Origin of the sequence: Ideonella sp. (genome assembly GCF_036277275.1) — a bacterium.
Lineage (GTDB): Bacteria > Pseudomonadota > Gammaproteobacteria > Burkholderiales > Burkholderiaceae_C > Ideonella.
In genome coordinates this window covers 1-20,795 of sequence record NZ_DASUNH010000031.1, presented here as the reverse complement: position 1 = coordinate 20,795, position 20,795 = coordinate 1, and the positions used below count along the sequence as shown (strand labels likewise).

Sequence of the window (20,795 nt, the reverse complement as noted above, 5' to 3'; positions counted from 1 at the left end):
CTCCGGCGGACGGGCGGCACCAAGGTCTACGACTACAAGTACTCGTTCAACGGCTTCGCGGCCCGCATGTCCGCGGCCGAGGCCGCTCGTGCGCTCGCCGACCCCGCCGTGCTCTCGGTCGAGAAGACCCGCGAGGTCGTCGCCGACACCGCGACGACCCCCGACTTCCTCGGCCTGACGAAGCCGGCGGCCGAGGGCGGCCTGTGGGCGAAGGGCATCACCGGCGAGAACGTCATCATCGGCGTCCTCGACTCCGGCGTGTGGCCCGAGTCGAAGAGCTTCAGCGACCGCGACGCGAGCGGCAAGCTCACCTACGGCCCGAACCCGGGCATCTGGCACGGTCGCAAGTGCCATCCCGGTGAGGGTTGGACGGCGTCGATGTGCAACCAGAAGCTGATCGGGGCGCAGTTCTTCTGCGCGAGCCGCGGTTGCGACGGCGTGCTCCCGCACGAGTTCATGTCCCCGCGCGACTACAACGGCCACGGCACGCACACCGCGTCCACGGCCGGCGGGAACGAGAACGTCGCCACGACCGGCGCCTCGGCGCTGTTCGGCAGCGTCAGCGGCATCGCGCCCCGCGCGCGGATCGCCGCGTACAAGGTCTGCTGGGACAACGGCGCCGGCGGCTGCGGTGCCAACTCCGGCGACTCGGTCGCCGCGATCGACCAGGCCGTCGCCGACGGCGTGGACGTCATCAACTTCTCGATCAGCGGCTCGCAGACCAGCATCGTCGACCCGGTCGAGGTGGCGTTCCTGAACGCGGCGACCGCCGGCGTGTTCGTCGCAGCCTCGGCCGGCAACTCAGGCCCCGGCAATGCCGTGGCGCACAACAGCCCGTGGCTGACCACCGTGGGGGCATCGACCCACGACCGCTTCTTCAAGGCCGACGCGACCTTCGGCGACGGCAGCGTCTACAACGGCGCGTCGCAGTCCAAGGGCCTGGCCGCCACGTCGACGATCCTGTCGACCGACGCCGTCGCGCCCGGCAAGACGCTGGAAGATGCCCGGCTTTGCTTCGTCGGTGGGCTGGACCCGGTCAAGGTGGCCGGCAAGGTCGTCGTCTGCGACCGCGGCACCTCGGCCCGCACCGACAAGAGCCTGGCCGTGCTGCAGGCCGGCGGCGTCGGCATGGTGCTGACCAACACGCCGGCCGGCCTGCCCGGCGGCGGCTCGGACACGCTGAACGACGACGCCCACTGGATCCCGACGGTGCACCTGCCGATCGCCAACCGTGACGCCGTGCGCGCCTACGCCGGCCTGCCCGGCGCCACCGCGGCGATGGGCGTCGCGGCGCAGGCACCCGGCGTCGTCGCGCCGGTGATGGCCGCCTTCTCGTCGCGTGGGCCGAACCTGGCCACGCCGACCGTGATGAAGCCCGACATCACCGCGCCAGGCGTCGCGATTCTGGCCGCCTACGCCGCCACCCAGCCCGACCAGGCTTACCACGACGGGATCATCGACGGCTCGGTCGTGCCCGACCCGGTGGCCGAATACCTGCAGGGCACGTCGATGTCGAGCCCGCACATCGCCGGCATGGCCGCGCTGCTGAAGCAGAAGCACCCGAACTACTGGGGCCCGGCGTCGATCAAATCGGCGCTGATGACCAGCGCCGGCCCGGTCAAGCTGGCCGACGGCATCCCCGACAACGCCTTCGCCGGCTACGGGGCCGGCCATGCCAACCCGAACGGCTCGATCGACCCCGGCCTGCTGTACCAGATCGACCCGACCGACTACTGGCGCTACCTCTGCGGCCAGGGCTTGATCGCCGCCGACTCGCCGACCTGCCAGTCACTCGGTTCGATCGATGCCACCGATCTGAACCTGGCCTCGTTCAGCGCCGACGTGCCCGGCTCGGTGACCTTCCGCCGCACGGTGCGCAACCTGACCGGCGGGCCGGCGACCTTCAATGCCAGCATCAACGTCGCCGGCTTCAGCGCCAGCGTGAACCCGCCGAGCCTGGTGCTCGAGAAGGGCCAGAAGGGCCGCTTCACCGTCACGCTGACCGGCAACGGTGCCGTGCAGGGCGCGTGGAACCAGGGCACCCTGGTCTGGAGTGACGGCACGCATCACGTGCGCAGCCCGATCATGGCGCGGCTGACCAACTTCGCCGGCCCGACGCAGCTGACCAGCACCCTTGCGGCGGACACGCTGAAGACCCGCTACCAGTTCGGCTTCACCGGTGACCTGAGCTCACAAAGCGGCGGGTTGATGCCGGCCATCCGCAGCGACGGCGTGGTCGCCAAGTCGCCCAACTCGAACGGCGACGCGGCCTGCCGCGCCAACGAGGCGGGGACGACGAAGTTCAACTTCAACGTCGCCGCCGGCACGCTGGCCGCCCGCTTCGCGCTGTACGACGCCGACACCTCGGGCCACGGCTCCGACGACCTCGACCTGTTCATCTACGACCAGGGCGGCACGCTGGTGGCATCCAGTGCCGGCGCGACGGCCGAAGAGATGGCCACGCTGCGCATGCCTGGCGGCGGCAGCTACACCGCCTGCGTGCACGGCTTTGCGCCGGCGGATGGCGTCAGCACGTCGTTCACGCTGTCGTCGTGGCTGGTCTGGCCGAGCGCCGGCCCGGTGCCGCTGCACGTGCGCGGCCTGCCGACCAGCGTGGCCGTTGGCGACACGGTCAAGGCCAAGTTCGGCTGGCATGGCGCCACTGCCGGCGTACGCTACCTGGGCGCGCTGCGGCTGGTGCAAGGCGCCGACGCCAACACCGGCACCACGCTCGGCGTGACGCTGGTGTCGGTCGAGCCCGGCTTGCCGCAGGGCGTGCCGGCCCTGAGCAGCGTCAAGAAGGCGGCATTGATCGGCCGGCGCTGAAGCAAGAAGGTCCCACGGGGCGGAACTTCTCAACTTTTCCCGCCCCCTAGCAGGCCTTCCGGGGCCCCTTCGGGGGCCTTTGTTTCGTCCGCGTCTCGGGGCAGTGCGGCACAATCGGCACTGGACATTCCCACAGATTTCTTGCTGGAGCCGCCCGCATGGCCTCGATCAACAAAGTCATTCTCATTGGCAACCTGGGGCGTGACCCCGAGGTGCGTTACACCCCCAGCGGCGCGGCGGTGTGCAACCTGCGCCTGGCCACGACCCGCAACTGGAAGAGCCGCGACACCGGCGAGCGCCAGGAAGAAACCGAATGGCACTCGGTGGTGCTGTACGACCGCCAGGCCGAAGTCGCCGGCGAGTACCTGAAAAAAGGCCGCCCGGTCTACATCGAAGGCCGCCTGAAGACCCGCAAGTGGCAGGACAAAGACGGCAACGACCGCTACACCACCGAGATCGTCGCCGATTCGATGCAGCTGCTGGGTGGCCGCGAAGGCGCCAGCGGCGGTGGTGACGACAGCTACAGCCGCGACGCCGACGAAGGCGGCGGTGGCGGCAGCCCGCGCCGCGCGCCGGCCCCCGCGCCGCGTGCCCCGGCGCCCCGCCCGGCCCCGCGCTCGAGCGCCGGCATCGACGAGATGGACGACGACATCCCGTTCTGACGCCCTGGCTCCCCCGTCCGGAAGGCCTGTCGCTTCGCGCCAGGCCTTTCGTCCTTTTACGGCCCGTCTGCGGCCACGGCCGCGACGGCGGCGCCCCTGGCCCCCGGATGCGCCCAGCCGTAAACCGTCTCGGCCAGATCCTCCAGGCCCTGGCGCTTGGGCGCCGAGAACAGCAGCAGGCCCACATCGGCCGCCTCGGTGGCCAGGTCGGCCAGGCCATCCTGCCCCGTCTGCAGGGCCTCGGCCTGCTCCTTCTTGCTGAGCTTGTCGGCCTTGGTCAACAGCACCAGCAGCTTGACCTCGCCGGTCGTCACGCGCGGCGCGACGAACTCCAGCAGTTGCCGATCCAGCGGCGTGAAGCCGAGCCGGCTGTCGACCAGCAGCACCACGCCCGCCAGGTTGCGGCGGATCTTCAGGTAATCGGCCATCACCTGCTGCCAGCGCAGCTTGGCGGTGCGCGCGACCGTGGCATAGCCATAGCCCGGCAGGTCGGCCAGGTAGGAGTCGGGCGCGTCCTTCGGGCCCAGTTCGAACAGGTTGATGTGCTGCGTGCGGCCCGGTGTCTTCGAGGCGAAGGCCAGTTGCCGGCGCTGCGCCAGCGCATTGATCGCCGTCGACTTGCCGGCATTGCTGCGGCCGACGAAGGCGAACTCCGGCATGTCGCCCGAAGGCAGCTGGTCCAGCTGGCTGGCGGTGGTGAGGAAACGGGCCCCGTGGGCCCAGGCCAGCGCGGTGCGCGTGGCCTCATCCGGTGCGCCGGCTTGCGGGCGGTTCGATGCGGTCATGGAGCATTGTAAAATCCGCGAGTTTTGTTCGAACAATCAAGGCCCGCCGAGATGAAGACCCCTGTCGCCTTCGCCACCACCGTCCTCCTGGCTGCCACGCTGGCGCTGCCCGTGTTCGCGGCCAATGAGCCGGCGGCGTCCGCCAAGGTGGACCTCGCCAAGGGGCAGGAGCTGTCGACCAATGTCTGCGCCGCCTGCCACACCGCCGACGGCTCGCGCGGCTCGCCGGCCAACCCGATCCTGCAGGGCCAGCACCCCGAGTACCTCGCCAAGCAGTTGGCCGAGTTCAAGGCCGGCAAGCGCGCCAACCCGGTGATGCAAGGCATGGCCGCCCCGCTGAGCGAAGCCGACATGAAGAACGTCTCGGCGTTCTACGCCAGCAAGCAGGCCAAGCCAGGCTTCGCCAAGAACAAGGCCACCGTGCAGCTGGGCGAAAAGATCTACCGTGCCGGCATCGCCGACAAGCAAGTCCCGGCCTGCGCCGGCTGCCACAGCCCGACCGGCGCCGGCATGCCGTCGCAGTACCCGCGCCTGGGTGGCCAGCATGCCGACTATGTCGATGGCCAGATGAAGGCCTTCCGCGACCACAAGCGCACCAACAGCGTGCCGATGCAAGCGATCGCGGCCCGCATGAACAACGAAGAAATCGCCGCGGTGGCGGACTACATCGCCGGTCTGCGTTGATCCATTGCAGGCGCCCCGTGAAGGCCGGTCTCTGACCGGCTTTTTCATTTGGACGCCCCGTGGCCAGGCCCTGCTTCCGATAATCCGCCCATGACCGCACCGACCGATTTCGTCGACCCGCTGGACGCGCTCGACGCCCCGCCGCCCCGCCCGGCGCCTGCTGGCCGAGCGCGCCAGGCGCTGGAGCTGCTGTCATCGATGCGCTTCGCGATCACGCTGCTGACGGTCATCTGCATCGCCTCGGTGATCGGCACGGTGGTGAAGCAGAACGAGCCGTTCAACAACTACGTCAACAAGTTCGGGCCGTTCTGGGCCGAGCTGTACGGCCACTTCCAACTCTTCACCGTCTACTCGGCCCCCTGGTTCCTGTTGATCCTTGCCTTCCTGGTCGTGTCGACCAGCCTGTGCATCGCCCGCAACGCGCCGAAGATCGTCGCCGACCTGCGCAGCTTCAAGGAGCATGTGCGCGAGCAGTCGCTGACCTTCTTCCACCACAAGGCCCAGGCCACGCTGCCGCTGGCGCGCACGGCCACGCTGGACCAGGTGGCGGCGGTGCTCGGCAGGAACGGCTGGCGCGCCCGCGCACAGGTGCGTGCACACGGCACGATGGTGGCCGCGCGCACCGGCCGGGCGAGCAAGGTGGGTTACCTCGCCGCGCACTCTGCCATCGTGCTGATCTGCCTCGGCGGCCTGGCCGACGGCGACCTGATCGTGCGGGCACAGATGGCCTTGACTGGCAAGAGCGTCTTCGACGGCGGCTACCAGTTCATCAAGGACGTGCCGGCCGAGCACCGCCTGCCGGCCGGCAACCCGACCTTCCGCGGCAACCTGCTGGTGCCTGAAGGCGCGCGCGCCGGCGTGGCGTTGTTGTCGATGCCGCAGGGCACGGTGCTGCAGGAGCTGCCGTTCGACGTCGAGCTGAAGAAGTTCAACGTCGAGTACTACGAAACCGGCATGCCGCGCCTGTTCGCCAGCGACATCGTGATCCACGACCACGAGAGCGGCGAAGCGATCCCGGCCACCGTCAAGGTCAACGAGCCGGCCTTTCACCGCGGTATCGCGATCTACCAGAGCAGTTTCGAGGACGGTGGCTCGGCGGTCCAGCTGCGCGCGCTGCCGCTGACCGCCGCCGGCCCGCCGTTCGACCTGAAACTGCGGGTCGGCGAGAACACCACGTTGACGAGCGAAAACGGCGAGCAGAAGTTCCAGCTCGAAGTCACCGGCCTGAAGGTGATCAACGTCGAGAACATGGCCGAGGCGAGCGCCAGCGGCGGCACCGATGTGCGCAAGGTCGACCTGGCCGGCGCGCTGGACAAGCACCTGGGCGCCGGCGTGAACCCGGACAAGGCAAAGACGCTGCGCAACGTCGGCCCGGCCATCACCTACCGGCTGCGCGACAGCGCCGGCCAGGCGCGCGAGTTCCACAACTACATGCTGCCAATCGAGCTGGACGGTCAGCGCGTGTTCGTCGCCGGTGTGCGTGAATCCGCAGCCGAGAACTTCCGCTACCTGCGCATGCCGGCCGACGAGAACATGAGCCTCGACGGCTGGTTGCGCCTGCGCACCGCGCTGAACGACCCGGCGCTGCGCGACCGGGCCGCGCGGCGCTATGCCGACCAGGCCACGCCGACCGGCAAGCCCGAGATGAACGACCAGCTGCGCCTGACCGCGTCGCGCGCGCTGACGCTGTTTGCCGGCATCGAGGCGCCGGCCAAGGGTGCCGAGGCGATGCGGCTGGGCGGCCTGAATGCACTGAGCCAGTTCATCGAGACCAGCGTGCCGGAGGCCGAGCGCTCGCGCATCGCCGAGGTGATGCTGCGCATCCTCAACGGCGCCTTGTTCGACCTGAACCAGCTCGCGCGGGAACAAGCCGGCCTGAAACCGCTCGAAACGGGCCCGACCACCGAGGCCTTCATGACCCAGGCGGTGCTCTCGCTGTCCGACAGCTTCTTCTACCCCGCGCCGGTGCTGCTGGCGCTGGCCGATTTCACGCCGGTGCAGGCCAGCGTGTTCCAAGTGGCGCGTGCCCCGGGCAAGACGCTGGTCTACATTGGCGCGGTGCTGCTGATCCTCGGGGTCTTTGCAATGCTGTATGTTCGCGAACGGCGGCTGTGGGTCTGGCTGGCCGACGGCGAGGCGGCGGGCACGACGAAGCTGATGCTGGCGATGTCCACCCCGCGCCGCACGCTGGACATCGACGCCGATTTCGACCGCCTGCGCGACGAACTGCTGGCCGCACCCGTCAGTCAGCCGGTCGGCAAGCCATGAGCCTCGACACCGATCCCCAGCCGAATTCCGCAGTGCGCCGCACGGAGGCAACCCGATGAACACGACCACCACCACGCTGGACCTGGGCCGCCAAAGCCTGATCGGCCGTCGCGCGCCCCTGGACTGGCTGTTCGCCGCGCTGGTGATCGGCGGCGCCGCCTATGCGTTCCGCCGCTATGGCGCCGCGATGGACGGCTACGAAAAGGCCATCCTGCTCGGCGCGGTGCCGGCGCTGATCGCACTTGGCTGGTTCTGGGGCGCGTTGCGCGGCTTGGGCCTCGCGGTCGGCACCGCCAGCCTGGTCGCGATCGGCCTGTACACCCGCACCACCGACGGCTTCGGCGCCGACCTGGTGGCCGGCAACCAGGTCTTCCTGCTGAAGTACCTGTTGTCCAGCCAGAGCGCGATCCTGTGGATGGGCACGCTGTTCTTCATGAGCACGTTGTTCTATTGGTTCGGCTTCTTCGCCCGCGGCGGTGGCCAGCCGGCAACCGGGGCTGCCGACAACGCCGGCTTGCGCATCGGCTCGCGGCTGGCCTGGGCCGCCGTCTTCATGGCGCTGACCGGCACGATGGTGCGCTGGTACGAGAGCCACCAGATCGCGCCGATGATCGGCCACATCCCGGTCAGCAACCTGTACGAAGTGTTCGTGCTGTTCTGCTGGCTGACGACGCTGTTCTACCTGTACTACGAAGCCCACTACAAGACCCGCACGCTGGGCCCGTTCGTGATGTTGATCATCAGCGCCGCAGTCGGCTTCCTGCTCTGGTACACGGTGGCGCGCGAGGCGCAGGAGATCCAGCCGCTGGTGCCGGCCCTGCAGAGCTGGTGGATGAAGCTGCACGTGCCGGCCAACTTCATCGGCTACGGCACCTTCGCGCTGGCGGCGATGGTCGGGCTGGCCTGCCTGCTCAAGACCTCGACGCCGCTGCACCTGTGGATCGGCCTGGTCGGGGTGCCGGCGGGCGTGCTGGTGCTGATGGGCCTATACGCGCTGCTCGGCACACCCGACGCAGCAATGCAGACCGCATTGATCAAGGGCGGTCGGTTGATCGGCGGCACCGCGGCGTTCTTTGCCGTGATGGTGTGGCTGCGCCAGCCGATCAGCGCCCGCACACCGTCGCTCGAGCTGATGGACGACCTGATGTACAAGGCGATCGCGGTCGGCTTCGCGTTCTTCACGATCGCCACCGTGCTGGGCGCGTTCTGGGCCGCCGAAGCCTGGGGCGGCTACTGGAGCTGGGACCCGAAGGAAACCTGGGCCCTGATCGTCTGGTTGAACTACGCAGCCTGGCTTCACATGCGGCTGATGAAGGGCCTGCGCGGCACGGCGTCGGCCTGGTGGTCGCTGGGTGGGCTGGTCATCACGACCTTCGCTTTCCTGGGCGTGAACATGTTCCTGTCGGGCCTGCACTCCTACGGCGAGTTGTGAGCGGCTGCGGCCGGCGATGGCGGCGCTGAGCGTCAGGGCATCCTGCCGAAGGCCAGCGGGAACCCCGGCCACGGCGTAAGGTCTCACCGGTCTGCACCGACAGACCGTCAAGCGCCCGCCGGGCGCATCGAGCGAGAGACCCCATGTACCTGCTGAAGGACCGCGGCTTCAACCACCGCACCCCGTCGGACATCACCCCCCAGGCCATCTATCACGCGCGCCGCACGTGGCTGCAGCGGGCCGCGTGGGGCCTGGCCGGCGCCGGTCTCGGGCCCTGGGCTGCCGGCGAAGCCCTGGCGCTGACCGGCCCGGGCAAGCTGGCCGCGTTGCCCGGCACGCGCAGCACAGCGGCCGGCTCGATGGTGATGGACAAGCCCACGCCGTACGCCGACGTGACGTCGTACAACAACTTCTACGAATTCGGCACCGACAAGGCCGATCCGGCGCGCGCCGCCCACACACTGAAGCCTCGGCCGTGGACGGTCAGCGTCGAAGGTGAAGTCAAGAAGCCCAAGGTCTACGACCTCGACGAACTGCTGAAGCTGGCACCGATGGAAGAGCGCATCTACCGCCTGCGCTGCGTCGAAGGCTGGTCGATGGTCGTGCCGTGGGTCGGCTACTCGCTGGCCGAACTGATCAGAAAAGTAGAGCCGACCGGCAACGCCAAGTTCGTGCAGTTCACGACGCTGGCCGACAAGGCCCAGATGCCCGGCGTGCGCTCGTCGGTGCTCGACTGGCCCTACACCGAGGGGCTGCGGCTGGACGAGGCGATGAACCCGCTGGCACTGCTGACCTTTGGCCTCTATGGCGAGGTGCTGCCCAATCAGAACGGCGCGCCGGTGCGCATCGTCCTGCCGTGGAAGTACGGCTTCAAGAGTGCAAAGTCGATCGTCAAGATCCGCTTCGTCGACAAGCAGCCGGTCAGCAGCTGGGAGCGCGCCAACCCGAGCGAGTACGGCTTCTATTCGAACGTGAACCCGCAGGTCGATCACCCCCGCTGGAGCCAGGCCAGCGAACGCCGCATCGGCGAAGACGGCCTGTTCACCAAGCGCCGGCCGACGCTGATGTTCAACGGCTACGAGGCCCAGGTCGGCCAGCTGTACGCCGGCATGGACCTGAAAAAGCACTACTGAACATGGCGCTCGCTCCCGTGATGAACCGGCTGCTCGCGCACAAAGCCGCCAAGCCGGTGTGGTGGACGCTGCTCGCACTGCCGTTTGCCTGGTTGATGTGGGGTGCGATCAACAACACGCTGGGCGCGAACCCGGCCGAGGCGCTGATCCGAGGCTTGGGCGACTGGACGCTGCGGGGGCTGGTGCTGACGCTGGCGATCAGCCCGCTGCGCCAATGGACCGGCTGGCACCAACTGCTGCGCCACCGGCGCGCGATCGGCGTCGCCACGTTCGTCTACGGCACGCTGCATTGGTTGTCCTACGCCTGGCTGGATCAAGGGTTGGAGCTCGACGCGCTGCTGAAGGACATCGCCAAGCGGCCGTTCATCCTGGTCGGCACACTGGCCTGGCTGCTGCTGTTGCCACTGGCCGCGACCTCGTTCAACCGTGCGATCAAGGCGCTCGGCGCCAAGCGCTGGCAGGCGCTGCACAAGACGGTCTATGCGATCGCCCTGCTGGCGATCCTGCATTTCCTGTGGATGCGCTCGGGCAAGCAGCTCTACGGCGAGGTTGCCGTCTACGCCGGCATCGTCGGCGTGCTGCTGGGCTGGCGCGTTCGCAATGCCTGGCGCCAGCGCAGCCAGACGCCGGCGCGACGCACGCCGGCAGTCAGCACAGGCTGATCAGCGCTTGGTCAGGTAGCCGAAGGTTCCATCGCGCCTGATCTCTTCGGCCGCCGCCTTCAGCCCGTTCATCGCCGCGCGGTACAGCGAGGTCGCCAGGCTGATGCGCTTGACGCCAGCCGCCTCCAGTTCGGCGACGCTGAAGGATTTGCCGGGGATGCCGACCATGAAGCTGACTGGGTTCTTCAGCGCGCTGCAGACCGCTTTCACCGCCTCCAGGCTCGGCAGGCCGGGGGCGAACAGCACGTCGGCGCCAGCAGCCTCGTAGGCCTGCAGGCGACGGATGGTGTCGTCCAGGTCGGCACGGCCGTTCAGGAAGTTCTCGGCCCGCGCGGTCAGCGTGAACGGTCGACCCAATGAGCGCGCGGCTTCCACCGCCGCCGCCACCCGCTCGACCGCCTGGCCGAGGTCGTAGATCGGGCTGCCGGGCTGCTGGCTCGCGTCCTCGATCGAGCCGCCAGCCAGGCCCGTCTCGGCAGCCAGCCGGATGGTCTGCGCCACCACTTCGGGCGCATGGCCAAAGCCGTTCTCCAGGTCGGCCGACACCGGCAGCTCGGTCGCCTGAACGATCGCCCGGGCATGTGCCAGCGCGTCCTCGCGGGTCATCTGGTAGTCGCTTCGCCCCAGCGCCATCGCCGACGCGGCGCTGGAGGTGGCCAACGCCTCGAAGCCCAGGCCGGCCAGCAGCTTGGCCGAGCCGGCGTCCCACGGGTTGGGCATCACGAACACGCCGGGCCGCTGGTGCAACTGGCGAAAGATGGCGGCCTTGTCGGTCACGGTCGACGTCATGCAAATCTCCTGGTGCTTGGGTGGAATGGGAAAGCCGCCGATGCTGCACGAAGCCGGAACGACCCGCTCGCCATCCCCGGACATGCCCCCGCGGTGCGTGGCCCCATGGGAAACTGGCGGCCTGATGGCCCGCCACGACCACCATCACGACCATGGCCATGCCCATGCGCACGGGCATGCACACGGGCCTGACCGCGGGCACGCCCATGGCGACCCCACCAACGCCGGCCGGGCGTTCGCGCTGGCCATCGCGCTGAACACCGTCTTCGTCGGGGTCGAATTCGGCTACGGGCTGTTGGCCAATTCGACGGCGTTGATGGCCGACGCCGGCCACAACCTGTCGGACGTCCTCGGCCTGGCGCTGGCCTGGGGCGCGGCACTGCTGTCGCGTCGGGCGCCGAGCGAACGCTTCACCTTTGGCCTGCGCGGCAGCTCGATCCTGGCGGCGCTGGCCAACGCCACGCTGCTGCTGGTGGCCTGCGGCGGCATCGGCTGGGAGGCCATCCGGCGTTTCGCCGAGCCCCCCACTGTCGCCAGCAACGTGGTGATGGTGGTGGCAGCGGTCGGCATCGTCGTCAATGGCGTGTCGGCCTGGCTCTTCGCCCGCGGCAGTGCGCACGATCTGAACCAGCGCGGCGCCTACTTGCACCTGCTGGCCGATGCCGGGGTCTCGCTGGGCGTGGTGGTCGGCGGCCTGGTGATGCGCCAGACTGGCTGGTACCTGATCGATCCGCTGCTGAGCCTGGTGATCGTGGTCGTCATCCTGTTCAGCACTTGGGGACTGCTGCGTGAGTCGGTGAACCTGGCGCTGGCCGCCGTGCCGTCCCATGTCGAGGTGGCCGCGGTGCGTGCCTACCTGCTCAGCCTGCCTGGCGTGTCGGACGTTCACGACCTGCACATCTGGGCCTTGTCGACCACCGAAACCGCGCTGACCGTGCGCCTGGTAACGCCCGATGGCCCGCCCGGCGATGCCTTCATCGACCAGGTGGCGAACGAGCTGGAAGAGCGCTTCGCCATCCACCACAGCACGCTGCAACTGGAGCGCGGCACCATCGCCCAGGCCTGCCGGCTGCAGGGCGACAAGAGCCATGGCCTGCACGACCACGACCACGACCATGCTCACCCCGCGTCACAACCTGATGCCGGCGGTCACCAGTGATGTCAGGACCGCGCGTTAGCGTTCACGTGCGAGAAACGGAGGGCTTCGAGACTGCGCTTTCCCTCGAGGAATCGACGGCGCGCTCCGGAGTTCCTTGATCCCTTCGGGGCGGGCTCGGCCGATCGAGCCTGGGGCGCTCAACAGCTTCTAGCGAGGAGACAAGCCATGTCACACGACCCTGACCGTTCGGACTCCCCCGAATCACCCAGCCGGCGCGGAGCGCTCGGCGCTTTCGGGGCCTTGTCCGCCGCACCCTTGATGGGACTGACCGGCCAGGCACACGCCGCCGAGTCCATCTGGGCCGAGCAGTACGACGCGTTCGACTACGCGGCGGCCCGCGGCTGCGCGCTGATCCCGAGAGAGACCGCCGGCCCCTACCCGCTGTCCAGCGTGCTGGACGATGACGAGATGATGCGCCGGGACATCACCGAGGGTCGCCCCGGCGTGCCGCTGACGCTGACGCTGAAGCTGGTCAATGTCAACAAGGCCTGCGCGCCGATCAGCAACGCCGCGGTCTATATCTGGTGCACCGACAAGGACGGCGTCTACTCCGGCTACCAGCAGCCCGGCCACGACACGCGCGGCCAGACCTTCATGCGTGGCATCCAGATCAGCGACGCCAAGGGCGCTGTGCACTTCGACCTGGTCTACCCGGGCTGGTACCCCGGCCGCATCACGCACATCCACTTCCAGGTTTTCCTGAACGCCGACACCGGCGGCACGGCCACCGCGACCTCGCAACTGGCCTTCCCGCAGTCGGTGACCAAGACGGTCTATGCCTCGCCGCTGTACGCGGCGAAAGGCCAGAACACTTCAGTCTCCGACTTCGCGCACGACGGTGTCTTCAGCGACGGCGTGTCGCTGCAGAAGGCGAAGATGAAGGGCTCGGTCGAGCTGGGCTACTCGGCCAAGCTGATGGTTGGGGTGGCGGCGTAGAGTAGGCCCCCACGCCCCCTCCAGGAGCTGCCCCCCGAGGGGGCTCGCGCAGCGGACCGGCAAAGCCGGTTCCGCGCACGCCACTTGGAGTGGCGGCGCTACGCGCGCCCAATAGGAAAAGCCCGGCGGCGCGTATGGCGCCGGCCGGGCTTGTCGTTTGAAGGCGCTCGCGCTCCTTCAGGCTCGTGGGCTTAGTGCGCGCAGCCCGCCGACAGCACGCTCGTCAAGCCACCGACGCAGTGCATCGCCACGGCGCCATCGGGGAACGGCAGCTTGCTGTACATGCCCCGCAGCGTGGCCTTCTGGAAGCCGGCGCGTGGCACGGCCATCACGTAGGACCAACCTGAGCCGTCGGACGGCAGCTTCATCATCACGTCCTGGCCGGTGCTCTTGGCCTTCACGTCGTAGTTCGACGTGGTCGGCCAGCCGCCGGCCTTGGCATAGACGTCCACCCCACCGTTCACCTGGCTGATCTTGAAGTAGGCCTGTTGCCAATCGCTCATGCGCAGGTAGTACGACAGCACACCACCCGGGACCAGCTTGCGCGAGCAGCCATTGGCCAACGCAGTGTCGGCGCCCAGGTCGCACGCACCGATCGCCGTCGGGTCGAGCAGCGGCTTGGTGCCGACGCCTTTGCTCAAGCACTTGTCCGACGTGATGTCGCCACCGCCGACGCACTGCGACAGCCAGCTGGCGAAGTTCGCATCGAGCGAGGTGCCGAGGTTGGTGATGTGCGCGCTGTAGCCGTCGTAGTCACCCACGCGCATCAGCGGCAGGAAGGTCTTCTGCTCCTGCGGTTGGCGCTCGATGATGTAGCGCGCCGCCAGGTAGCCCCAGTTGTAGACGCGCGCCGAGCCGCTGTCGTAGGTGTTGCGCATCACTTCGCTCAGCGCCAGCGGCGCGGTCTGCGCGCGCGAGGTCGCATCGGCGTTGTACTTCTTGCGGTAGCTGTACGACACATACTCGGCGAAGCCCTCGATCCACCAGACTGACGACTGCTCGCCACCGCCGACCGACAGCGGGTAGTCGCCGAAGCCGCCCCACATGTCGTAGCGGCCGTCCAGGTAGTGGGCGAACTCGTGGTTCAGGTTCCAGATCTCGAACGACGAGAGCCAGTCGGCGCGGTAGGCCAGGAAACGGGCCTGGTTGCCCGGCCACGAGGGATCCCCCTCGAGGTAGATGCCGCCGTTGTTGGTCGAGTTGCCGAACAGGAAGCCCGAGAAGCGGGCGTACTCGTTGTAGTTGTCGAAGACCACCAGCTCGAGCGTCTTGTTCTTGTCGTTCGCCACCGGGTCGCCTTTGCTGGTGCCGAGCAGGCCGTGGAAGTACTTGGCCTCCTTGATCACCGAGTCGCAGGTCGAACTCAGCTGTTCCGACGTCATCGCCTGGGCGCGGATCACGTACTGCGTGTTGCAGGGATGGCGGATCGGCAGCTTGAGCGCGGCGATCGTGTCCTGCCCGTTGCAGGTACCGTAGGCCGAGCAGTTGGCACTGTCGTACTCGTCGACCATGCTCGAGGCACGCATCCACACGTCGATCGTCTCGTCGTCAGACACGGGGAAGTGCGGCATCTGCGCCGTCGCCAGACCACGCACCTGCGTGCTCTGCGGCGTGAACTGCACGAAGCGGATCAGCTCGCCCATCGCGTTGGCCTGGTGGTAGCTGTCGTCGGTGCCCAGCATGGCCATGTTGCGCGTCAGGAAGGCGTCGAAGCTCTTCGCGTAGCTGACGTCGTTCTGCACCGCGCCGACATAGTCGGACTGGTAGGGGCCGTAGTAGAAGACCCCCATCGCCGCCATGATGGTCTCGTTGGTCCAGTAGCCGATCGCCGGCGTGGTGGGTGTGACCTGGTCGACCCACTTCTTGGCCGACGGCGCGAACGACAGCGCCCAGCCCGATGGCGTGGTCTTGTAGACCTCGCTGACGAAGAACGCGTTGTCCTCGGTCTTGTCGTAGAAATGCGGCGACACGACGATCTGCATCAGCGCCGACAGCGCCGCGTTCATCATCGTCGGGCTGCCCGGCGGGATGTTGTTCCACGGGTCACCGGACTTGCTCATGAAGCTCCAGTAACCGGCGGTGCGCAGGAACGACAGCAGGTTCATCGAGTGGTTGCTGTCGTTGCCCGCATAGCTCATCGCACGGGTCTTCAGCTCGTTCGAGACGGTGATGATGTTCGCGTCGCTGAACACCGTGCGGTACTGGTCGACGCTGCCGTAGTAGAGGCTGTACATGCAGCCGTTCAGGTCGGCGGCGTCGATGAAGCTGATCAGGTTCGAACCGGTGCGGCCGACGAAGTCGCTTCCGCTGCACATCGCGCCGGTCAACTGGCCCGCCACGCGAGCGAAGCGGGCAGAGCTTTGCACCTGGCGGGCTGCCTTCGCGCGGGGCGAGAGCCGCGTCGAAGCGGCGTTGGCCGTTTCGCCGATCGCCAGGCGGTGCGGCACGAAGTCATCGGCGCGGCGCAGTGGCAGCAGGGCCGGAGCGACGCCGGTGCGGCCCAGGTGCGCGCCGGCACGTGGCAGGCCGGGGTCGGCGTGCATCAGGCTTTCGCGCTGCTGCTGGATACGGGTGGCCTCGGCAGCGACGGCTGGGTTGGTCGCGGCGTGGGTCATCGGAACGCCGCTGATGGCGGCGGCGGCCACGAGGGCCTGAATCCATCGGGGGTGGCCCGATCGATACGGTGTGATCACGGTTTGTCTCCTGTGGTGGTATCGGACGCGGGCGTGCACCGGCCAGGGGCCTGGCGGCGCCCACATGCACGCGGTCGAGCTCGAGCGAGCCGGCAAGGGTGGCGGGCCGGCGGGCCAGGCGTCAGGGCGGCCGCCGTCGTCTTGTGGACAGGCGTGGCCGCCGGTTCATCCCCCGGCGCGATAGTCAGCCGGTGGCTGCGCTTCGTCCGGGTGGTGATCCGCGCCGCGATGATGCGAGCAGGTGGGCTGCAGATTGCTTCGAATCTGGCCCTCGAAACCCCGCACATTCGCGCCAGAACGGGGGTAATCTGTTCCCCCCAGGGCGCCGGCGCGGTGCTTGCCGCAGATCGTCAAGAAGCGTCAACGCGGCGCGTGAAGCCCGCCTCCCGGCGGCCCCACCGTCGTCCGTTCGTCAGCCGTTTTTCAACACGTCGCGGCCGATGATCAGCTGCTGCACTTCGGTGGCGCCTTCGTAGATGCGCAGCGCGCGGATCTCGCGGTACAGCCGTTCGACGGTCTCGCCGCTTTGCACGCCGCGGCCGCCCCACAGCTGCACCGCCGCGTCGATCACCTGCTGCGCCCCTTCGGTGGCGAACATCTTCGCCATCGCCGCCTCGCGCGTCACGGTCTGGCCCTGGTCGCGCTGCCACGCGGCGCGGTAGACCAACAGCGCCGCCGCGTCGAGCGTGGTCGCCATCTCGGCGAGCTTGCCCTGCGTCAGCTGGAAGTCGCCGAGCACGCCGCCGAACATCGGCCGTGTGCGGGCGCGGGCCAGGCCCTCTTCCATCGCGCGTCGGCCGAAGCCGAGCGCGGCCGCAGCCACGCTGGTGCGGAACACATCGAGCGTGCGCATCGCGACCTTGAAGCCTTCGCCGGCCCCGCCGATGCGGTGGCCGAGCGGCACGCGGCTGTTCGTGAAGCGCAGCCGCGCCAATGGGTGCGGCGCAATGACATTGATGCGCTCGGCGATCTCGAAGCCGGGTGTGCCGGCTTCGACGACAAAGGCCGAGAGACCACGCGAACCTGGCGCTTCACCCGTCCTCACGAAGACCACATAGACATCGGCGATGCCGCCGTTCGAAATCCAGGTCTTCTCGCCATCGAGGATCGCGACATCGCCTTCGATGCGCGCAGCGCACTGCATCGCCGCCACATCGGAGCCGGCATCGGGCTCGGACAACGCAAAGGCCGCGATGGCCTCGCCCGACGCCACCTTCGGCAGCCAGCGCGCCTTCTGCGCCGGCGTGCCGGCCAGCGAGATCGCGCCCGAGCCGAGGCCCTGCATCGCGAATGCGAAGTCGGCCAGGCCGTTGTGGCGCGCCAGTGTTTCGCGGGCGAGGCACATCGTGCGGGTGTCGATGGTTTCGCCGGCACCACCGTACTCGCGCCCGGCCACCGCATGCGCCAGCCAGCCGGCGTCGCCGAGCTGCTTGACCAACTGGCGGCAGGCCGCGTCGACATCGTGGTCACCATGCACGTCGCGCACGTTCGCTGCAGCCCAGGCGTCGAGCTCGGTCGCAAACGCGCGGTGCGGCGCGTCGAAGAAAGGCCAATCGGTCATGTTCATCGAACTCCTCCACGCGGTGCGTGTTGCCAGCCCACGCACAGCAGCGTGGCGATCAGCAGCACGCTGTATTCGGCACCGTTGCGACCCAGGCCGACGACGAACCAGCCGGCCTTGGCATGGACCATCACGATGCCCACCGCGTAGATCGCGGCATAGACCACCGTCAACGGAAAGACGAAGCGGCCCAGCAGCAGCAAAGGCGTGCCGGCGATCTCGAAGACGGTGATCGCCCATGCCACCACCGGCCCGAACGGAATGCCCTGGCTGTCGAGCCAGCCGCCGAACGGCGTCACGCCGCCCGCGAGCAGGCGGGCCCAGCCGTGGGCGGCGATCAATCCAGCGAGCACGGCGCGCAGCGCCGTCCAACCCAGGCGATTCCTATCCATCAGTTTCCTTCGAAGACGGGCTTCTGCTTCGCGACGAACGCACGGTACGCGCGGCCGAAGTCCTCGGTCAGCATGCACAGCGCCTGCGCCTGTGCCTCGGCCTCGATCGCCTGCTCGATCGTCATCGACCATTCCTGGTGCAGCATCGTCTTGGTGATGCCGTTGGCGAAGGTCGGGCCGGCGGCGATCTGGGCGGCCCACGCGTGCGCTTCGTCGCTCAGGCTCTCAGGCGCTACGAGACGGTTGAAGAAACCCCAGGCGTGCGCCTCGTCGCCCGGCAGCGAACGGCCGGTGTAGAGCAGGTCCGACGCACGGCCCTGGCCGATGATGCGCGGCAACATCGCGCAGGCGCCCATGTCGCAACCGGCGAGGCCAACGCGGTTGAACAGGAAGGCCGTCTTCGATCGCGCGGTGCCCACGCGCAGGTCCGATGCCATCGCCATGATCGCGCCGGCACCGGCGCAGACGCCATCGATCGCCGCGATGATCGGCTGCGGGCAACTGCGCATCGTCTTGACCAGCTCGCCGGTCATGCGCGTGAACATCAACAGCTCGGGCGCCTTCAGCCGGATCAGCGGGCCGATGATCTCGTGCACGTCGCCGCCGGAGCAGAAGTTTTCGCCTGCGCCCTGCAGCACCACCACATGCACGTCGGTCGCGTGGCGCAGCTTCGCGAACAGGTCGCGCAGCTCGGCGTACGAATCGAAGGTCAGCGGGTTCTTGCGTTCGGGCCGGTTCAACGTGATGGTGGCCACGCCCTCATGCACCTGCCAGCCGAAGTGCTGCGCCGCATGGCCGGCCAGCGTGGTGCGGTTGCCGGCAGCGAGCGACGGGTCGACGCGTTCAACGGATTCGGTCATGGATTCTCCTGGGAGGCTTGGGACAGATGCAGCCGCAACTTGCCCAGCAGTTCATGCAGTTCGTGTTTCTGATCGATGCCCAAACCGGCGAGCAACTCGACCACCCAGCCTTCGTGCACCTGGGCGACCTTCTCGAACGCCTTGCGGCCTGCCGGCGTGAGCGTGACCTTGAACGAGCGCCGGTCTTCGGCATCGGTCTCGCGCAGCACCAGGCCTTCTTGCTCCAGGTCGTCGGTCAGCGCGGTCACGTTGCCACCGGTGACCATCAGGTAGCGCGACAAGGCACTCATGCGCAGCCCTTCCGGGTGGCGGTGCAGCTGCGCCAGGTAGTCGAATCGCGCCAGCGTCATGCCGAATTCCTTGCGCAGCCGACGGCGGATCTCGGTCTCGATCTGGGTCGTGCAGGCCAGCAGCCGCAGCCAGACCTTCAGCGCCTGGTGGTCGGCATCGCCGGCACGCGCCTCCATGCCGATCTGGTCGTCGTCGAGCAGGCGGGCCAGCGGAAGATTCGCTTTCTTCACATCGTCTCCCCACCGCAGACGGCGATCGCCTGGCCGTTGACCGAGCCGGCGGCCGATGAGCACAACCAGCGCACCGTGGCCGCCACTTCGTCGGGCTGCACCAGGCGGCCCTGCGGGTTGGTTTGCGTGAAACCCGCGCGGGCCTCCGCCTCGCTGCGGCCGGTCTTCGCGACGACCTTGGCGATGCCCTCGCGCACGATGTCGGTCTCGGTGTAGCCGGGGCACACGGCGTTGACGGTGACGCCGTCCTTGGCCATCTCCAGCGCCAACGTGCGCGTCAGCCCCAGCAGGCCGTGCTTGGCGGCGACGTAGGCCGACACGTAGGCATAGCCTTTGAGTGCAGCGGTGCTGGCGATGTTGACGATGCGGCCCTCGCCACCGGCCGCTTTCAGATCGGGCAGCGCAGCCTGGCAGCACAGGAACGGGCCGGTCAGGTTGACATCGAGCATGCGGTGCCACTGTGCCGGCGAGGTCTTGCCGAACGGCGCTGTCTCGACCGCGCCGGCGTTGTTGACCAACGCGGTCAGTGGCCCTTGCGCGGCGCGGGCGGCTTCGAACGCCGCCGCCACCGAGTCGGCGTTGGTCTGATCCATCGCCACCGCGAAGGCATGCAGCTCCGCGGCCAGCAGCGTGGGGGCCTCGCGGCCGGTCAGGGTCAGCACCCAACCGTCGCTGTACAGGGCCCGTGCAATCGCCGCACCGATGCCGCGGCTGGCGCCGGTGATCAGGGCGTGCTTCATTGGCCGCCCGCCTTGTCGCCGCCGGGCCGCCCCGAGGCGACAGCTCCCCCGTGGGGGGATCGGTTCGCTGGACCGTTGGGGACCAGATTTGCAGCGGCCTTCTCACGCTGGATCAACGTTTCCATCTGGCTCTTGCCCGAGCGGTACTGCACCGGCCAGTCGAGCGCGGTGTAGCCGATCTTGGCAGCCTCCTGCAGTGTCCACGCCGGGTTGGCCAGGTGCGGGCGCGCGACGGCGCACAGGTCGGCCCGGCCGGCGGCGATGATCGAGTTGACGTGGTCGGCCTCGCTGATCGCGCCGACCGCAATCGTCGCGATGCCGGCCTCGTTGCGCACGCGGTCGGCGAACGGCGTCTGGTACATGCGGCCGTAGACCGGCTTCTGATCCGGGCTGACCTGGCCCGACGAGCAGTCGATCAGATCGGCGCCGGCTGCCTTGAAGGCCTTGGCGATCTCGACGGCGTCGTCCGGCGTGATGCCGCCTTCGACCCAGTCGTGCGCGGAAATGCGCACCGACATCGGCTTGTCTTGCGGCCACGCTTCGCGCATCGCGGTGAACACTTCGAGCGGCCAGCGCAGCCGGTTGGCGAGGACACCGCCGTACTCGTCGTCGCGCTGGTTCGTCAGTGGCGAGATGAACGCCGACAGCAGGTAGCCGTGCGCGCAGTGCAGCTCGAGCCAGTCGAAGCCGGC

At 68.5% G+C, this 20,795-nt stretch carries 17 protein-coding genes and 1 pseudogene; 9 read left to right on the top strand and 9 right to left on the bottom strand.

Annotated elements, in window-relative coordinates:
- On the top strand, nt 1-2,826 hold a 2,826-nt coding region (locus tag VFY73_RS07135; RefSeq protein ID WP_329717233.1), incomplete at its 5' end, for a S8 family serine peptidase.
- A gap of 158 nt (nt 2,827-2,984) precedes the next feature.
- Nucleotides 2,985-3,488 (top strand): single-stranded DNA-binding protein, encoded by a 504-nt coding sequence (locus tag VFY73_RS07130; RefSeq protein WP_329717232.1) that lies wholly within the window; start codon nt 2,985-2,987, stop codon nt 3,486-3,488.
- A 56-nt stretch (nt 3,489-3,544) separates the two neighbouring features.
- On the opposite strand, the gene yihA is transcribed toward VFY73_RS07130, so the two are convergent.
- Nucleotides 3,545-4,273 (bottom strand): ribosome biogenesis GTP-binding protein YihA/YsxC, encoded by a 729-nt coding sequence (gene yihA / locus VFY73_RS07125; RefSeq protein WP_329717231.1) that lies wholly within the window; start codon nt 4,271-4,273, stop codon nt 3,545-3,547.
- A 51-nt stretch (nt 4,274-4,324) separates the two neighbouring features.
- On the opposite strand from yihA, the gene VFY73_RS07120 reads away from it, so the two are divergent.
- From VFY73_RS07120 to VFY73_RS07100, 5 genes are all read left to right on the top strand, one after another.
- A complete protein-coding gene (locus tag VFY73_RS07120; RefSeq protein ID WP_329717230.1) occupies nt 4,325-4,957 on the top strand; it encodes a c-type cytochrome in 633 nt (210 codons plus the stop codon).
- Between the two features lie 90 nt (nt 4,958-5,047).
- Entirely contained in the window at nt 5,048-7,225 is a 2,178-nt protein-coding gene (locus VFY73_RS07115) for a cytochrome c biogenesis protein ResB (RefSeq protein WP_414654421.1), read from the top strand.
- A 55-nt stretch (nt 7,226-7,280) separates the two neighbouring features.
- Entirely contained in the window at nt 7,281-8,657 is a 1,377-nt protein-coding gene (gene ccsB, locus VFY73_RS07110; protein ID WP_329717229.1) for a c-type cytochrome biogenesis protein CcsB, read from the top strand.
- A gap of 143 nt (nt 8,658-8,800) precedes the next feature.
- The gene (gene msrP, locus VFY73_RS07105) at nt 8,801-9,790 is read left to right on the top strand and encodes a protein-methionine-sulfoxide reductase catalytic subunit MsrP (protein WP_329717228.1); all 990 of its coding nucleotides are present in this window, start codon (nt 8,801-8,803) and stop codon (nt 9,788-9,790) included.
- Nucleotides 9,791-9,792: 2 nt separating this feature from the next.
- Entirely contained in the window at nt 9,793-10,452 is a 660-nt protein-coding gene (locus VFY73_RS07100; RefSeq protein WP_329717227.1) for a protein-methionine-sulfoxide reductase heme-binding subunit MsrQ, read from the top strand.
- Here the strand turns inward: VFY73_RS07100 and VFY73_RS07095 are convergent, their stop codons facing one another.
- Entirely contained in the window at nt 10,453-11,241 is a 789-nt protein-coding gene (locus VFY73_RS07095; protein ID WP_329717226.1) for an isocitrate lyase/phosphoenolpyruvate mutase family protein, read from the bottom strand. It lies immediately after the preceding gene.
- Nucleotides 11,242-11,365: 124 nt separating this feature from the next.
- Between VFY73_RS07095 and VFY73_RS07090 the strand changes: the two genes are divergently transcribed.
- Nucleotides 11,366-12,400, top strand: a complete 1,035-nt coding sequence (locus VFY73_RS07090) for a cation diffusion facilitator family transporter (protein WP_329717225.1) — start codon at nt 11,366-11,368, stop codon at nt 12,398-12,400.
- 165 nt (nt 12,401-12,565) lie between these two features.
- Nucleotides 12,566-13,336, top strand: a complete 771-nt coding sequence (locus VFY73_RS07085) for an intradiol ring-cleavage dioxygenase (RefSeq protein WP_329717224.1) — start codon at nt 12,566-12,568, stop codon at nt 13,334-13,336.
- A 191-nt stretch (nt 13,337-13,527) separates the two neighbouring features.
- Here the strand turns inward: VFY73_RS07085 and VFY73_RS07080 are convergent, their stop codons facing one another.
- The 7 genes and pseudogenes from VFY73_RS07080 to VFY73_RS07050 all read right to left on the bottom strand — a co-directional run.
- On the bottom strand, nt 13,528-16,029 hold the full coding sequence (locus VFY73_RS07080) for a collagenase (protein ID WP_329717223.1): 2,502 nt from the start codon (nt 16,027-16,029) through the stop codon (nt 13,528-13,530).
- A gap of 412 nt (nt 16,030-16,441) precedes the next feature.
- Nucleotides 16,442-17,596 (bottom strand): acyl-CoA dehydrogenase family protein, encoded by a 1,155-nt coding sequence (locus VFY73_RS07075; protein ID WP_329717222.1) that lies wholly within the window; start codon nt 17,594-17,596, stop codon nt 16,442-16,444.
- Complete coding sequence (locus VFY73_RS07070) at nt 17,593-17,982, bottom strand: DoxX family protein (protein WP_329717221.1); 390 nt, start codon at nt 17,980-17,982, stop codon at nt 17,593-17,595. The genes VFY73_RS07075 and VFY73_RS07070 overlap by 4 nt, the downstream gene beginning before the upstream one ends.
- On the bottom strand, nt 17,982-18,842 hold the full coding sequence (locus tag VFY73_RS07065) for an enoyl-CoA hydratase family protein (RefSeq protein WP_329717220.1): 861 nt from the start codon (nt 18,840-18,842) through the stop codon (nt 17,982-17,984). Before VFY73_RS07065 ends, VFY73_RS07070 begins: the two co-directional genes overlap by 1 nt.
- On the bottom strand, nt 18,839-19,309 hold the full coding sequence (locus tag VFY73_RS07060) for a MarR family transcriptional regulator (RefSeq protein ID WP_329717234.1): 471 nt from the start codon (nt 19,307-19,309) through the stop codon (nt 18,839-18,841). Before VFY73_RS07060 ends, VFY73_RS07065 begins: the two co-directional genes overlap by 4 nt.
- A 50-nt stretch (nt 19,310-19,359) precedes the next feature.
- Entirely contained in the window at nt 19,360-20,103 is a 744-nt protein-coding gene (locus VFY73_RS07055; protein WP_329717219.1) for an SDR family NAD(P)-dependent oxidoreductase, read from the bottom strand.
- A pseudogene (locus VFY73_RS07050) lies at nt 20,100-20,795 on the bottom strand (bifunctional salicylyl-CoA 5-hydroxylase/oxidoreductase); the annotation flags it as partial. The pseudogene VFY73_RS07050 and the gene VFY73_RS07055, both read right to left, overlap by 4 nt.

Excerpts from the sequence above, each read along its gene's own strand:
- VFY73_RS07115 (WP_414654421.1), top strand. The coding sequence starts at position 5,048 with ATGACCGCACCGACCGATTTCGTCGACCCGCTGGACGCGCTCGACGCC.
- msrP (WP_329717228.1), top strand. The coding sequence starts at position 8,801 with ATGTACCTGCTGAAGGACCGCGGCTTCAACCACCGCACCCCGTCGGAC.
- VFY73_RS07060 (WP_329717234.1), bottom strand. The coding sequence starts at position 19,309 with ATGGAGGCGCGTGCCGGCGATGCCGACCACCAGGCGCTGAAGGTCTGG.
- VFY73_RS07090 (WP_329717225.1), top strand. The coding sequence starts at position 11,366 with ATGGCCCGCCACGACCACCATCACGACCATGGCCATGCCCATGCGCAC.
- yihA (WP_329717231.1), bottom strand. The coding sequence starts at position 4,273 with ATGACCGCATCGAACCGCCCGCAAGCCGGCGCACCGGATGAGGCCACG.
- ccsB (WP_329717229.1), top strand. The coding sequence starts at position 7,281 with ATGAACACGACCACCACCACGCTGGACCTGGGCCGCCAAAGCCTGATC.
- VFY73_RS07070 (WP_329717221.1), bottom strand. The coding sequence starts at position 17,982 with ATGGATAGGAATCGCCTGGGTTGGACGGCGCTGCGCGCCGTGCTCGCT.
- VFY73_RS07055 (WP_329717219.1), bottom strand. The coding sequence starts at position 20,103 with ATGAAGCACGCCCTGATCACCGGCGCCAGCCGCGGCATCGGTGCGGCG.
- VFY73_RS07100 (WP_329717227.1), top strand. The coding sequence starts at position 9,793 with ATGGCGCTCGCTCCCGTGATGAACCGGCTGCTCGCGCACAAAGCCGCC.
- VFY73_RS07075 (WP_329717222.1), bottom strand. The coding sequence starts at position 17,596 with ATGAACATGACCGATTGGCCTTTCTTCGACGCGCCGCACCGCGCGTTT.
- VFY73_RS07085 (WP_329717224.1), top strand. The coding sequence starts at position 12,566 with ATGTCACACGACCCTGACCGTTCGGACTCCCCCGAATCACCCAGCCGG.
- VFY73_RS07130 (WP_329717232.1), top strand. The coding sequence starts at position 2,985 with ATGGCCTCGATCAACAAAGTCATTCTCATTGGCAACCTGGGGCGTGAC.
- VFY73_RS07065 (WP_329717220.1), bottom strand. The coding sequence starts at position 18,842 with ATGACCGAATCCGTTGAACGCGTCGACCCGTCGCTCGCTGCCGGCAAC.
- VFY73_RS07120 (WP_329717230.1), top strand. The coding sequence starts at position 4,325 with ATGAAGACCCCTGTCGCCTTCGCCACCACCGTCCTCCTGGCTGCCACG.
- VFY73_RS07095 (WP_329717226.1), bottom strand. The coding sequence starts at position 11,241 with ATGACGTCGACCGTGACCGACAAGGCCGCCATCTTTCGCCAGTTGCAC.